The following is a 14,463-nucleotide window of genomic DNA, read 5'->3' as shown; positions in this document are numbered from 1 at the left end:
GCTCACACCGCCGGCCGTCACCACCAGCTCGAGTCCAGGCGTCCCTCGATGGCCCGGATGTTCTCCCGCGCACACGCCTCGCAGAAGTAACAACGCTCGCCGTTCTCGACGGAGCAGGTCCAGGTCGGCGGTGTGCCCTCGGCGACCGCGCCACAGCCGGCGCACACGGTGTGGTCGCCGGTCAACTCCGCCTGTTCATGCGTCTGCTGTTCCACCATCCGACGATATCCCCGTCAACGGCGTGAACAGGGATACAACGCACCATGGGGCCCGCCCTGTCGGACGGACCCCATGGTCGGCGGATGCAGTCCCCCGCTCCCCCGTTCCCCCGTTACTGCATCACGGCCATGGCCAGAGCGCGGCGGGCGCGCAGCGACGCGCGTTCGGCGCGCCGCTGCATACGCCGCGCGGCGGCGAGCCGATGAGCCCTGCGTTCGGATTCGGCCTCCCGCAGGCGTTCATGCATATGCGCACGTGCCAGGGCTTCTGGGATGAGTTGCATTTCGAGGTTCCTGTTCTGGCGCGACTCGATCGCACCGGAGTTCGCGGGGACGGGCGTGTCGGTAAAAGTCGGGTTCATCGTGCGGTCCTGCTTCTTGGGATCCCGGGTGCCGGGACGGTCGATCGTTCCTGTGCCGGTGGTGTTCATGCCGCGACCGGGTTCTTGCGCGGACGGCCACGCGGACGCTTCCGGGGCACGACGACGCCCTGGACGAAGAGCTCGCCGCCCCAGACGCCCCACGGCTCACGGCGGTCCTTGGCGCCGGCGAGGCAGGCCTCACGGACGGGACAGGTCTGACACAGCGTCTTGGCGTACTCGACGTCGGCCGGGGACTCGGCGAAGAAGACCTCGGGGTCGTAGGTGCGGCACGGTACGGCGGCGCCGAGGCGGTCGATCTCGTCGTCGAGCTCGGTGAGGGGCAGCAAGGAGTTCTCCTGGGGGTCGGGCGGAGGGATCAGGTCGGTCGCTACGGACGGGGTGTGCGTCTGCAGTTGCACGGTGTGTGTTCCTCGTCTGTTTCGGCCCGCTGGTGGCGGGCGCGCCTGTGGGGGTCTCCCCGAGCCGGGGGCTTGGGGAAAACAAAAGGGCCGCGGATCCCGGTGTGGGTTCCGCGGCCCTGGAAGGTGCCGACCTGATCTGCCGATCAGGCTGGATCTCTCCAGGGTTCGAGGCCGCGGTAGGCCCACATGTCATGCTGCGTCTGGTACTGCTTCCGGGATTCGGCACCATTGGCCGCTGCCTCGATGGCAAAGGCATTCGCCCCTGCCCTCACTGCTGCTACCTCAGGTGCCTCGGTCGGTCGCGCGGTGCGCTCACTGCGCGTCAGCGCAATGAGGGACTCGGGGCGCGCGACCTCGGTACCGGACAGGCGGCCGAAGCCGGACAGACCGGTGCCAGGGAGCGAGGAGCCGAGGGTGCAGGTGGCGACGACCGAGAGATCGGTCATTTTGTTGGTCTCGATGAAGCTGATCACTGGGCTCGCCTCCTCTCGGCGTCTCGGTGGACCGGGAATCCCGTTCCAGGCTTGGTCAAGTACAGCACGGATCCATCGGATCTCGGAAGATTCCGTTGTCTCCGTTGCTTGTGAAGGCTATGGGGCTGCGCTCCACACACGCAAACTATTTTTCCGACGAGTTTTTCGCGGCGCCTTCGGATGCCTCCTCCGGCGCGTCCACGAGCTCCTCGCCGGCGCAGAGTGCCAGCACATCTGCCCCGTAGCGGTCCAGCTTTCGCCGTCCCACCCCTGAGATGCCCGCAAGCTCCGATTCGGTTCCCGGAACGGCCTCGGCAATTGCCATCAACGTCTTGTCGGTGAAGACGCAGTAGGCGGGCTGCCGCGACCGGCCGGCCTCCTCGGCCCGCCAGTCCCGCAGCCGCTCGAAGAGCGCCTCGTCGATCTCCGACGGGCAGTCCTCGCAGCGCATCAGCTTCATCTCGCCCGCGTCCGTCAGGGTCTTGTTGCAGACCCGGCAGCGCGCCGGACGGCGGTCCCTGCGTCGGCCCGGACCCGCCGCCGCGCCACCGCGCTCGACGCCACCCGCGACCGCACCGGCCGTACGGCGCCCGGCCGCAGCCGCGGACCCGGGCCGCAGGCCGCTCAGGAAGCGGCTGGCGCGGCGCGACGCACGGCCGCCGGGTGAGCGCGCCAGCGACCAGGACAGCCCCAGATGGAGCCGGGCGCGGGTCACCCCGACATACAGGAGCCGGCGCTCCTCCTCTATCTGCTCATCGGTCTTGGCGTAGGTGATCGGCATCATGCCTTCGGTGAGCCCCACCAGGAAGACGGCGTCCCACTCCAGGCCCTTCGCCGCGTGGAGCGAAGCGAGCGTCACGCCCTCGACCGTCGGGGCGTGCTGGGCGTTGGCCCGCTCATCCAGCTCGGCGACGAGGTCGGCGAGCGTGGCCTCGGGGCGCGCCTTGGCGAAGTCCTCGGCCAGCCGCACCAGCGCCGCCAGGGACTCCCAGCGGTCACGCACCGCCCCGGATCCGGCCGGCGGTTCACTCGTCCAGCCCATGTCGCTGAGCACCGCCCTGACCTCGGACGGCAGGCCGACCGCGTCATCGAGCAGCGCGTCATTGCCGCCGAAGCGGGCGGCTCCGCGCAGCTTCACACCGGCCTCCCGCACCTCGGGCCGCTCGAAGAACCGCTCGGCCCCCCGCAGCTGGTAGGGCACGCCGGCGTCGGCCAGCGCCTGTTCGTAGACCTCGGACTGGGCGTTGATACGGAACAGGACCGCGATCTCACTGGCGGGGACGCCGGAGGCGATGAGATCGCGGATACGGCGCGCGGTCCCCTCCGCCTCCGCCGGCTCGTCCGCGTACTCCGCATACGCGGGCTCCGGCCCGGCCTCGCGCTGCGAGACCAGCTCCAGCCGGTGCTCGGCGGCGCGGCCCCTGGCCTGTGTCAGCAGCCCATTGGCGAGGTGCACGACCTGCGGGGTGGAGCGGTAGTCGCGGACGAGCTTGATGACGGTCGCGTTCGGATGCCGGGTACGGAAGTTGAGCAGATGGTCCGGGGTGGCGCCGGTGAAGCTGTAGATCGTCTGGCTGGCGTCGCCGACCACGCACAGGCTGTCGCGGTCCCCCAGCCACAGGTCCAGCAGCCGCTGCTGGAGAGGGCTGACGTCCTGGTACTCATCGACGACGAAATGCTGATACTGCGACCGGACCTGATCGGCGATGTCGTGCCGGTCCTGCAGCACACCGACCGTGAGCAGCAGCACATCCTCGAAGTCGATGGTGCCCCGGTCGCGCTTGAGCTGCTCGTAGGTGCCGTAAATCTGCCCGATCTCCGCAGGGTCGCGCGGCGCCTCCCGGCCGGCCTTGACGACCGCGGCCGGATAGTCGGCGGGCACGGTCTGGGTGACCTTTGACCACTCGATCTCGCCCGTGACATCGCGCAGCTCATTGCGGTCGAGCCGGATCCGGCACCGCGCGGCGGCTTCGGCGACGAGCTGGATCTTGCGCTCCAGCAGCCGCGGAACCTCCCCGCCGACGGCCTTCGGCCAGAAGAACTGCAGCTGGCGAAGGGCCGCGGAGTGAAACGTCCGGGCCTGGACACCGCCCGCACCGAGCTGCCGCAGCCGCCCCCGCATCTCGCCGGCCGCGCGCGCGGTAAAGGTGACGGCAAGCACACTGGACGGCTGCAGGATCCCGGCCCGGACCCCGTACGCGATCCGGTGCGTGATCGCGCGGGTCTTCCCCGTCCCGGCCCCGGCCAGCACACACACCGGACCGTGCAGGGCCGTCGCGACCTCGCGCTGCTCGGGGTCGAGCCCGTCGAGCACCGCATCGGCCGAATCGGGGACCTGCGGGAAAAGAGAGGAGTCCGTTGCTGGTGTCACCCCGCCATGCTGCCAGGTCCACGGAGACACCCGGGAAAGCTGTCCACAGGTGCCGGAGTCCGTTCGTACCGCCCCCGCCCCCTGTGGAAAGGCGACGGTGCGCGGCCGAACCGCTCTGCTTTCCTGTGTCCCGGCGGCCGAGGCCGGAGGACTGCCCCGGCCACAGCCGCCGGGAATGCTCCGGTGCCGCCGCGCGTTGAGGTGCTAGTCGTTGCGGCGGAGATGGTGCCGGGACGGCTTCGGCTCGGGAAATGAGACTTAAGGAGCGCGGGGCGCATGGCGGGCACTGTGACGATGTACAGCACTACCTGGTGCGGATACTGCCGTCGGCTGAAGGGCCAGATGGACCGCGAGGGGATCGCGTACACCGAGATCAATATTGAGCACGACCCTGAGTCGGCGGCGTTCGTGGAGAAGGCGAACGACGGCAACCAGACGGTGCCGACCGTGCGCTTCCCGGATGGCTCGACGCTGACGAATCCGTCCCTGGCGCAGGTCAAGCAGAAGATCGGGGTGTGAGTCACCTCACGCAGCCGTAGGCCGGGCCCGTGTGACGGGCCCGGCCTACGGCTTTGTGCGGCGCTGTGCCGTCAGGGCTTGGGGAGGGGCTTGCCGTACCAGAGTTCGATCAGGCGGGCGGCGATGGAGATGCCGTACGGGGGCAGGACCTCGCCGGATTCGAAGGCGGCGCGCAGGTCCTCGCGGGAGAACCAGCGGGCCTCTTCGATTTCCTCGCCGTCGACCTGGATCTCGGAGGACGTGGCGCGGGCCATGAAGCCGAGCATGAGGCTGGAGGGGAAGGGCCAGGGCTGGCTGGCCACGTACTCGACCTCCCCCACGACGACGCCGGCCTCCTCGAAGACCTCGCGGGCGACCGACTGCTCGATGGATTCGCCGGGCTCGACGAAGCCGGCGAGGGTGGAGAAGCGGCCCTCGGGCCAGTGGACCTGGCGGCCGAGCAGTGCGCGGTCGTCCTCGTCGGTGACGAGCATGATCACGGCGGGGTCGGTGCGCGGGTAGTGCTCGGCGCCGCAGGCCGGGCAGCGGCGGATGTGGCCGGCGGCGGCGATGACGGTGCGTTCGCCGCAGCGTGAGCAGAAGCGGTGGAGGCGCTGCCAGTTCTCCAGGGCCACGGCGTGTACGAGGAGGCCCGCGTCGCGGGGGGAGAGCAGGAGGCCGGCCTCGCGCAGGCCCGCCGGGCGCGCGGACTGGTCCATGCGGCCGGGCAGGGCGTCCTTCTGGAGGGCGAAGTAGCTGACGCCCTCTTCGTCGGTGCCCAGGTAGTAGCGGTGGGCCTCGGTCAGTGGCGCCTCGAAGGAAGGCGTCATGATCAGCTCGGTACGGCCGTCGGGGGTGTCGTCGATCAGCGCCTGGCCGCCGGACACCACGAAGACGCGCGTCGTCGGATGACTCCAGGCCGCCGCGAGCCATGCCTCGTCGAGGCGGTGATGCGCGGAGCGGTCGATTCCGCTCGGCGCGCTGAAGGTGAGCGGCCGGTCGGTACTGTGGTCGGTCCAGGTGGTCACTGCGTATCCAACTCCCCCTGTGGCGTGGGTGTGTACTGCGTACGGGCGCGGGTCGGGACGGTGGTACGAGCGCGGGTCAGGCCCGTCGGGGCCAGGTGTCCGCCAGGTCGCCCCAGAGGTGGGCGGCGGTCTCGACGCCCTTCATCAGCAGGTCGAGCTCGACCTTTTCGTTCGGTGCGTGCCAGCCGTCGGACGGGATGGAGATGCCGAGGAAGAGAACCGGGACGCCGAGGATGTCCTGGAGGTCGGCGGCCGGGCCCGAGCCGCCCTCGCGGGTGAAGCGGATCTTCTGGCCGAAGGCCCGCCCCATGGCGCGGACGACGGACTGGAGCGCGGGGTGGTCGAGCGGGGTCAGGCAGGGGCGGGTGGCCCCCCAGAAGGTGATCTCGTGGCGGATGCCGGCCGGGAGGCGGGCGGCGACCCAGTCCCGTACGGACTGCTGGACGGCGGCCGCGTCCTGGCCCGCGACCAGCCGGAAGGAGAGCTTCAGCTGGGCGGCGGCCGGGACGATGGTCTTGCCGCCGGGGCCCTGATAGCCACCGCCGATGCCGTTGACCTCGGCGGTGGGGCGGGCCCAGATGCGTTCCAGGGTGGTGCTGCCGGCTTCCCCGAGGGCGGCGTGGGAGTGCGCGGTGCGCAGCCACTCGTCCTCGTCGAAGGGCAGCTCGGCGAAGAGTTCGCGTTCGCGGTCGGTCAGTTCGATGACGTTGTCGTAGAAGCCGGGGATGGCGACGCGGCGGTCGGTGTCGTGCAGTGCGGCGGCGAGCCGGGCGGCTTCGGTGGCGGGGTTGGGGACCGCGCCGCCGAAGGAGCCGGAGTGGATGTCCTGGTCGGGACCGCGGAGATCGATCTGGCAGTCCGTCAGGCCGCGCATGCCGGTGCAGACCGTCGGGGTGTCCTCGGACCACATGCCGGTGTCGGAGACGATCACGGCGTCGCAAGCCAGGCGGTCGGCGTGGCGGGCGACGAGGGCCGGGAAATTCGGGGAGCCGGACTCTTCCTCGCCCTCGATGAGGAGCTTGAGGTTGACGGCGGGGGCGGTGCGGCCGGTGGCGGCGAGGTGGGCGCGGACGCCGAGGGTGTGGAAGAACACCTGGCCCTTGTCGTCGGCGGCGCCGCGGGCATAGAGCTTGCCGTCGGCGGTGTGCGGCTCGAAGGGGTCGGTGTGCCAGCCGTCCTCGCGGGCGGCGGGCTGCACATCGTGATGGCCGTAGACGAGCACCGTGGGCGCGGCCGGATCGCCGGAGGGCCACTCGGCGAACACCGCGGGCAGGCCGTCGGTCTCCCAGATCTCCGTGGTCGCAAAGCCGGTGTCGGCGAGCTTCGCGGCGAGCCATTCGGCACTGCGGCGCACTTCGCCGGCGCGGTCCGGATCGGCCGAGACGGACGGGATACGCAGCCATTCCGCGAGGTCGTCGAGGAACGTCTGGCGGTGGCCGGCGATGTACGTGCGGACGGCGTTGTCCGGGGTGGTGCTCATATGGCCGAGCCTATCGGCCTTCCGGGGGCTTCCGGTCGGCGGTCTCGCCGAGCAGGATGCGCTCGAGTCCGGCCCGGCCGGGCAGCCGCCGGGGCCTGACCACCTCGCCGCTGCGGACGTGGACGAAGGCGGCGCCCACGTCGGAGGGCCGCAGGCCGTGGAGCTCGGCCCAGGCGAGGCGGTAGATGGCCAGCTGGAGGGGGTCGGCGCCCGGGGTGGCCGCCGTGCCGTTGCGGCCGCGGGGCTGCGCCCGGCCGGTCTTCCAGTCGACGATCTCGAAGCGGTCGCCCTTGGGGCCGCGCTCCTTGTAGACGGCGTCGATACGGCCGCGGATCACCCGTCCGGCGAGCACGAGCTGGAAGGGGGCCTCGACGCGGTAGGGGGTGCGGTGGGCGTACGGGGTGCGGGCGAAGGCTTCCTTGAGGACCTCGAGGTCGCTTTCATCGGCGATGTCGGCCTTGCCCGGTTCGGCGCCCGGGAGTTCGTCGGGGCCGAGCAGGGGCAGGGTCAGGTCCTCGAAGCGGGACTCGACCCAGGCGTGGAAGCGGGTGCCGCGGCGGGCCGCGGGCTGCGGCGGGCGCGGCATGGGGCGGGCCAGCTCGCGGGCGAAGCCGTCCGGGTCGGCGGCCAGGTGGAGCAGCTGGGTGGCGCTGAGGGAGGGCGGGAGCGGGACGTCGCGGACGGTTGCCCTGGAGCGGCGCAGCTCGTCGGCGAGGGCGTCGAGATCGCGGTCCCAGGAGCCTACGGTGCGGCGCTCCTCGGGGAGGAGGGCGCGATGGGTGTCCTCGGGTCCGGCTTCGGGCCCGGGTGGCGGGGCGGAGCGCTGGGCGATGATGCGGGGGCCGGCAGCGGGGGCGGCGCTGGGGGCATCGTCGTACGGCTCGGGGAACGGATCTCCGTACGGATCGGCGAACGGATCGGCATACGGCTCGCCCTCGGGCTCCTCGTACAGACCGTCGTACGGCTCCTCGTCCGGGCCGTCCGGGCCGTCGTACGGCTCCCCCGCCGCCTCGTCCTCCGGCGGCGCGGGCCACTCCGGATCGTCGGCGAACAAGGACCCGGAGGCCGGGGCAGGCAGGGCAGCGGGGACGGGGACGGACTCGGGGGCGGGCACAGAGAGCTGCTCCGTCGCCTCGTTCAGCCGCGCCAGATGTCCGCGCACCGTGGCCGCCGCGGCCCGGCGGCGTGCCGTGGCGACCGGGTCCAGGGGAAGCGGCCAGGCCTGTTCGGCGGCGGCCTCGGCGAGGGCGGGGTTCTCGGCGTCCTTTTCCGGGGCGTCGGCCCAGGCCTCGATCTCGCCGTGGCCGGCCTCGCAGTGGGCGCGCAGCGCGGTCAGGAAGGCGGACGGGCCGCGGGGGCGCTTCTGGTCGGGGCCCCACCAGTGTCCGGAGCCGAGGAGGAGGGAGCGGGGGCGGGTGAAGGTGACGTAGCCCAGGCGGAGTTCTTCGGTTTCCTGGTGGTGCTTCATCGCCTCCTTGAAGGTTTTCAGGCCGCGGGCGGCCCATTCCTCGACGTCGGGGAGGGTGGCGGCGTCGCCGCGCAGGGCGTGCGGGAGGACCTTGGGCTGGGTGATCCAGGACTCGCGGGCCTGCTCGCTGGGGAATTGCCTGGCGACCAGACCGGGGACGGCGACGACGTCCCATTCCAGGCCCTTGGACTTGTGGGCGGTGAGCACCTTGACGGTGTTGTCGCCGCCGGGGAGGGAGCTGTCGAGGCCCTTTTCGTGCTGGACGGCGGTCCGCAGGAAGCCGAGGAAGGCGAGCAGCGAGGCCTCGCCGTCCAGGGCGGCGCCGCCCTGTTTGGCGGCGAAGCCCGCCGCGATGTCGAGGAAGGTCCCGAGGGTTTCGCGGCGGCGGGCGGCGAGGGCGTGCGGGGAGGCGGAGAGCTCGACTTCCAGGCCGGTGGTGGCCAGCACCCTGTGGAGTACGTCCATCAGGGGGTCGCTGAGGGAGCGGCGCAGGTCGCGGAGCTCGGTGGCGAGGCGGGCGAAGCGGATGCGTGCCTCGGCGGAGAAGGGCAGGCCGTCTTCGGTGCCGTCGGCCTCCAGGAAGGTGTCGAGGGCGTCGGCGAGCGAGATGGTCTCGGCCGGGTCGGTGCCCTCGACGGCTTCGGCGAGCCGCTGTTCGGGGTCGTCGGAGGGGCCGCCGTGGTGGACGAGGCTGCGGGCGCGGCGGCCCAGCAGGGCGAGGTCGCGGGGGCCGATGCGCCAGCGGGGGCCGATGAGCAGGCGGACGAGGGAGGCGTTGGCGGTGGGGTCCTGCAGGACTTCGCAGACGGCGACGAGGTCGGCGATCTCGGGGAGGTGGAGAAGCCCGGAGAGGCCGACGACCTCGACGGGGATGTCGCGGGCGACCAGCTCGCCCTGGATGCGGGCGAAGTCCCCGGCGGTGCGGCACAGGACGGCGATCTCGCCGGGCGGGGTGCCCGTACGGACGAGGTGGGCGAGGGAGTCGGCGAGCCAGGCGAGCTCCTCGGCGTGGGTGGGCAGCAGGGCGCAGCGGACGATGCCGTCGCGTTCGGCGCCGGGGGCGGGGCGCAGGGCCTCAACGCCTTCGTGCATCCGGCGCAGGGGGGCGGCGAGGCCGTTGGCGAGGTCGAGGAGGCGGCCGCCGCTGCGGCGGTTCTCGCTGAGGGCGAAGCGGCGGGCGGGGGTGCCGTCCCGGAAGGGGAAGTGGGAGGGGAAGTCGTCGAGGTTGGCGACGGAGGCGCCGCGCCAGCCGTAGATGGCCTGGCAGGGGTCGCCGACGGCGGTGACGGCATGCCCGGTGGCGGTTCCGGTGTGGCCGCCGAAGAGGCCGGAGAGGAGGAGGCGTTGGGCGACGGAGGTGTCCTGGTACTCGTCCAGGAGGACGACGCGGAATTCGTCGCGCAGCGCCTGGCCGACCTCGGGGCGGGTGGTGGCGAGGGTGGCGGACAGGGCGATCTGGTCGCCGAAGTCGAGCAGGTCGCGGCGGCATTTCTCGTCGCGGTAGGCGGCGACGAGGTCGAGGAGTTCGCGGCGGGCGCGGGCGGTCTCGGGGACCTTGCGCAGGTCGGCGTTGGTGAGCTTGACGCCGTCCAGGGTGGCGAGCAGGTCGCTGTCGTACGCCTGGAGGCGGGCGGGGTCCACGAGGTGTTCGGCGAGCTCGCCGTCAAGGGCGAGGAGGTCCTCCACCAGGGCGGGCAGGGATTTGGTGAGGGACGGGTAGGGGCCGGGGGCGGCGCGCAGGACGCGGGCGGCGAGCTGGAAGCGCGTGGCGTCGGCGAGGAGCCGGGCGCTCGGCTCGAGGCCGATGCGCAGACCGTGGTCCTTCAGGAGCCGGCCGGCGAAGGCGTGGTAGGTGGAGATCCGGGGCTCGCCCGGGGGCTGGTCGCCGTCCGGCAGGGCTTCGGGGTCGGTGACCCCGGCCGCGAGCAGGGCGGCCCGTACGCGCTCGGCGAGCTCGCCCGCGGCCTTGTTGGTGAACGTCAGCCCCAGGACCTGGTCGGGGGCGACCTGGCCGGTGCCGACCAGCCACACCACGCGTGCGGCCATCACCGTCGTCTTGCCGGAGCCGGCTCCGGCCACGATGACCTGCGGGGCGGGCGGGGCGGTGATGCACTCCGTCTGCTCCGGGGTGAACGGGATGCCGAGGAGCTCCTTGAGCTGCTCGGGGTCGGTGATGCTGGCTGCCACATCCGAAACCGTAACCGGCGGCACTGACAATGGCGGCCGACGCGGGTCCCGCTCCGCTCACTCGACGATGTGCCGGCCCTCCGGCCGGGCGCTGCACGAGGCGCGGAAGGCGCAGTGGGTGCAGTGCGTCCCGGTGGTGGGCGTGAACCGTTCCTCCAGGACGCGGCCGGCGGCGGTGGCGAGCAGCTCGCCGACCCATTCGCCTTCGGGCGGCGGCTGTACCTGTACGGCGGGCAGCGCGTCGCCGCCCTCCTTCTGGGGCGCGCCCAGGCGCAGGTGGACCAGTTCCGCGCCGCCGGGTTCGGGGGTGTGCCCGCCGAAGACCTCGTCGACCGCGCCTTCGCGTACCGCGAGCTGGTAGACAGCGAGCTGGGGGTGGCGGGCGACCTCGGGGCCGGTCGGCTTCTGTTTGCCGGTTTTGAAGTCGACGACGTAGGCGCGGCCCTGGGCGTCCCGCTCGACCCGGTCCATGCTGCCGCGGATGCGGACCTCGTACGCGCCGGCTTCGAGGGTGACGTCGAAGCCGTGTTCGCCGGCGACGGAGTCCCGGCCGTGGGTCTCGCGTTCCATGACGTGCCAGCGCAGGAATCTCTCCAGGGCGGCGCGTGCGGTGTCCTTCTCCTGGCGGGACTTCCAGGGCGCGTCGAAGGCGAGGGCGTCCCAGACGGAGTCCAGGCGCGCCATCAGGACGGTCAGATCGGCGGGGCTGCGGCCGGAGGCGACTTCGTCGGCGAGGACGTGGACGACGTTGCCGAAGCCCTGGGCGGTGGTGGCAGGTTTGTCCGCCTTGACCTCGCGGCCCAGGAACCACTGGAGGGAGCAGGTGTTGGCGAGCTGGTCCAGGGCGCTTCCGGAGAGCACCACGGGATGGTCGCGGTCGCGCAGGGGGACGCCGCTGTGGGTGGCTTCGTGCAGGCCCCACCAGCTGTCGGGGTGGGCGGCGGGCACCAGGGGGTGGCCGTCGTCGTCGCTGAGCGCGGCGAGCTTGGCCAGCCGCCGGGCGGCGGCGTCGCGCAGCGCCGGAGTGGCGTCCGGGTCGACGGTGGTGGCGCGCAGCTCGGCGACGAGGGCGGCGACCGAGAGCGGGCGGCGGGGACGGCCGGTGACGTCCTGGGGGGTGACGCCGAGCTCGGTCAGGAAGCGGGACGGCTGGTCGCCGTCGTCGGCGGCGGCCTTCACGGCGGTGACCACCAGGCGCTCGCGGGCGCGGGTCGCGGCCACGTAGAACAGGCGGCGTTCCTCGGCGAGCAGCGCGCCCGGGGTGAGGGGTTCGGCCAGCCCGTCGCCGCCGATGCGGTCCGCCTCCAGGAGCGAGCCGCGGCGGCGCAGGTCGGGCCAGAGCCCCTCCTGGACGCCGGCGACGACCACGAGGTGCCATTCCAGGCCCTTGGAGCGGTGTGCGGTCATCAGCCGTACGGCATCGGGGCGCACGGTGCGGCGGGTGAGGGTGTCGGCGGCGATGTCCTGGGCGTCCAGCTCCTCCAGGAAGTTGAGGGCGCCGCGGCCGCCGGTGCGCTCCTCGGCGCGGGCCGCGGTCTCGAACAGGGCGACCACCGCGTCCAGGTCGCGGTCGGCGTTGCGGCCGGCCGCGCCGCCGCGCCGGGCGGCCCGCTCCAGGCGCTGCGGCCAGGAGGTGCCGTCCCACAGTTCCCACAGGGCCCCTTCGGCGGTGCCGCCGCCGGCGAGCAGTTCGCGGGCCTTGCGCAGCAGCAGGCCGAGCCGCTGGGCGCCGCGGGCGTACGCCGGATCGTGGGCCACCAGGCGCTCCGGTTCGGCGAGCGCTCGGGCGATCAGCTCGTCGGAGGGCCGGGGCAGCGCCTGCCCCGCGGCCCGCTCCTCCTCGCGCAGGGCGCGCCCCAGCCGCCGCAGGTCGGCGGAGTCCATGCCGCCCAGGGGGGAGGTGAGCAGGTCCATGGCGGTCTCTGTGTCGAGCGGGGCAGCCGTGCCGTCGAGCACCGCGCGCGCCGCCGCCCGCAGCGCCCCCAGAAGCGGTGCGACCGCCGGTTCGTGCCGCAGGGGAAGGTCGTCGCCGTCGATGTCGAGGGGCACCCCGGCAGAGGTGAGGGCCCGGCGCACGGCGGGGATCGAGCGCCCTCCGGCGCGGACGAGGACGGCCATCTCGTGCCAGGGCACGCCGTCCTCCAGGTGGGCGCGCCGCAGGATGTCGGCGATGTTGTCCAGTTCGGCGCCCGGGGTGGGGTAGGTGTACGCCTCGACGCGGCCACCGTCGCGTACGGGGGCCACCGCGCGGTGGGCCCGTACCTTGTGGGCCGGCAAGCGGGTGAGCGGCATCCGGTGGGTGAGCAGGCGGGTGGCGGCCAGCAGGGCCGCGCCCGAGCGCCTGGAGGTGCCCAGGACCGCTACCGGGGCGGGGGTGCCGTCGCCGCGCCGGAAGGTCTCCGGGAAGTCGAGGATGCCGCCCACGTCGGCGCCGCGGAAGGCGTAGATCGACTGGTCGGGGTCGCCGAAGGCGAGGAGGGTGCGGCCCGGGGAGCCGGGGGTGGCGGGCGCGCCGTGGTTGCCGGCCAGGGCGCGCAGCAGCCGTACCTGGGCGACGTCGGTGTCCTGGTACTCGTCGACGTAGACCGCGTCGTAGGCGGCCGCCAGCTGCGCCGCGACGCGGGGGTCTTCGGCGAGCAGCACGGCGCGGTGCATCAGTTCGGCGTAGTCCAGCACGCCCTGGGCGTCCAGGACGTCGAGGTATTCGGCCAGGAAGGCCGCGGCGGCGCTCCAGTCGGGGCGGCCGGTGCGGCGGGCGAAGGCGCCGAGGGCGTCGGGGCCCAGGCCCAGTTCGCGGCTGCGGGCGAGCACCGCGCGGACCTCGTCGGCGAAGCCGCGGGTGGTCAGGCAGGCCCGCAGCTCGTCCGGCCAGCTCACCCGGGCGCGGCCGTCGTCCGCCAGCTCGGCCTGGCCTTCGAGGAGTTCGCGGACGACGAGGTCCTGTTCGGGGCCGGAGAGCAGGCGCAGCGGGTCGGCGAAGAGGTCCGCGTCCTGGTGGGCGCGGACCAGGGCGTAGGAGAAGGAGTGGAACGTGGTGGCCTGGGGGGCGCCCGCCCGCCGCCGGCCACGGCCTTTCGCCGACGGTCCCGGAGGCCGGCCCTCCGGGTTGCCCAGGCGGGCGGCGAGCCGGTCGCGGAGCTCCACGGCGGCCTTGCGGCTGAAGGTCAGGACGAGGATCCGCTCGGGGTCGGCGCCGTCGCGCACCCGGCGGGCCACCGACTCCACCAGGGTCGTGGTCTTTCCGGTGCCCGGTCCGGCGAGCACCAGGAGCGGTCCGTGGCGGTGGTCAACCACGGAGCGCTGGGCTGCGTCCAAGGCAGGAGGATCCACCGGCACCGGCGGCGTACGCACCAGTCGGTACGCGCCGGGGGCGTCCCGCCGCGCCGCCCGGTGCGGCGGCGTCGACGGGAAGGCCGAGAAGGAGGAGCTCACGTGGATCGCCGGTCCTGGTGGGGTTGCTGATCTTGGTGTGGTGCGGGTGGTGGGCGCGCCTCGGGGCGCCGGGCATCCGGCCGTCCGGGACGGCGGTGCCGGAGAACGCTACGCCAGGCGGCTCACGAGCCGTCCCAGCGGGCCCGTCGCATGTCGATCCTCGGTATGTGGCCTTCGGCGGCGCGGGACGCCTCCCGCAGCGGCGTGCCCTCGTCGCGGTAGTGCGCCAGCGCACGCAGCTCGTGGCCGGGCAGCAGGGCGCCGTCCGCGCGCACCACCCGCCACCAGGGCACCGCGCCGCCGTAGAGGGCCATCACCCTGCCCACCTGCCGCGGGCCTCCTTCTTCAAGCCACTCGGCCACGTCCCCGTACGTCATGACCCGCCCCGCCGGGATCAGCTCGGCGACGCTCAGCACCCGTTCCGCGTAGGCGGGCAGCTCAGCGGCTTCGGTGTCCGTCTCCACCTCTCCACTCCCACTCATTCGGTCCATCCTGCCGCACGGCACCGACAATGGGATCGGACA

The 14,463-nt window shown here is 73.1% G+C and carries 11 protein-coding genes; 1 reads left to right on the top strand and 10 read right to left on the bottom strand.

Annotated features, from left to right (window positions below):
- Positions 1–17 precede the first annotated feature (17 nt).
- The 5 genes from ACZ4S3_RS09045 to ACZ4S3_RS09025 all read right to left on the bottom strand — a co-directional run bounded on the left by ACZ4S3_RS09045 (position 18) and on the right by ACZ4S3_RS09025 (position 3,846).
- A complete protein-coding gene (locus tag ACZ4S3_RS09045; RefSeq protein WP_467928747.1) occupies positions 18–218 on the bottom strand; it encodes a hypothetical protein in 201 nt (66 codons plus the stop codon).
- A gap of 113 nt (positions 219–331) precedes the next feature.
- On the bottom strand, positions 332–649 hold the full coding sequence (locus ACZ4S3_RS09040; protein WP_467928743.1) for a hypothetical protein: 318 nt from the start codon (positions 647–649) through the stop codon (positions 332–334).
- Positions 646–999, bottom strand: a complete 354-nt coding sequence (locus tag ACZ4S3_RS09035) for a WhiB family transcriptional regulator (protein ID WP_026169602.1) — start codon at positions 997–999, stop codon at positions 646–648. The genes ACZ4S3_RS09040 and ACZ4S3_RS09035 overlap by 4 nt, the downstream gene beginning before the upstream one ends.
- A gap of 146 nt (positions 1,000–1,145) precedes the next feature.
- On the bottom strand, positions 1,146–1,475 hold the full coding sequence (locus ACZ4S3_RS09030) for a hypothetical protein (RefSeq protein ID WP_467928739.1): 330 nt from the start codon (positions 1,473–1,475) through the stop codon (positions 1,146–1,148).
- 145 nt (positions 1,476–1,620) lie between these two features.
- Entirely contained in the window at positions 1,621–3,846 is a 2,226-nt protein-coding gene (locus ACZ4S3_RS09025; protein ID WP_467928734.1) for an ATP-dependent DNA helicase UvrD2, read from the bottom strand.
- 276 nt (positions 3,847–4,122) lie between these two features.
- Here ACZ4S3_RS09025 and ACZ4S3_RS09020 point away from each other — a divergent pair, with 276 nt between their 5' ends.
- Positions 4,123–4,365 (top strand): mycoredoxin, encoded by a 243-nt coding sequence (locus ACZ4S3_RS09020; protein ID WP_467928730.1) that lies wholly within the window; start codon positions 4,123–4,125, stop codon positions 4,363–4,365.
- A gap of 71 nt (positions 4,366–4,436) precedes the next feature.
- Here ACZ4S3_RS09020 and nudC read toward each other — a convergent pair whose 3' ends face one another.
- The 5 genes from nudC to ACZ4S3_RS08995 form a co-directional block, all read right to left on the bottom strand.
- On the bottom strand, positions 4,437–5,372 hold the full coding sequence (gene nudC / locus ACZ4S3_RS09015; RefSeq protein ID WP_467928727.1) for an NAD(+) diphosphatase: 936 nt from the start codon (positions 5,370–5,372) through the stop codon (positions 4,437–4,439).
- A 76-nt stretch (positions 5,373–5,448) separates the two neighbouring features.
- Positions 5,449–6,852, bottom strand: a complete 1,404-nt coding sequence (locus ACZ4S3_RS09010) for a dipeptidase (RefSeq protein ID WP_467928723.1) — start codon at positions 6,850–6,852, stop codon at positions 5,449–5,451.
- Positions 6,853–6,862: 10 nt separating this feature from the next.
- On the bottom strand, positions 6,863–10,507 hold the full coding sequence (locus ACZ4S3_RS09005) for an ATP-dependent DNA helicase (RefSeq protein ID WP_467928719.1): 3,645 nt from the start codon (positions 10,505–10,507) through the stop codon (positions 6,863–6,865).
- Between the two features lie 57 nt (positions 10,508–10,564).
- Positions 10,565–13,939 carry an ATP-dependent helicase gene (locus ACZ4S3_RS09000; protein WP_467928715.1) on the bottom strand — a complete coding sequence of 1,125 codons (3,375 nt, stop codon included), beginning with the start codon at positions 13,937–13,939 and terminating at the stop codon, positions 10,565–10,567.
- Between the two features lie 122 nt (positions 13,940–14,061).
- Positions 14,062–14,421 (bottom strand): MGMT family protein, encoded by a 360-nt coding sequence (locus tag ACZ4S3_RS08995; RefSeq protein WP_467928710.1) that lies wholly within the window; start codon positions 14,419–14,421, stop codon positions 14,062–14,064.
- Positions 14,422–14,463 lie beyond the last annotated feature (42 nt).

Source organism: Streptomyces sp. NPDC028368, assembly GCF_055565615.1.
The sequence above is the reverse complement of the archived record's forward strand: the minus strand, read 5'-3'. Positions and strand labels throughout refer to the sequence as shown.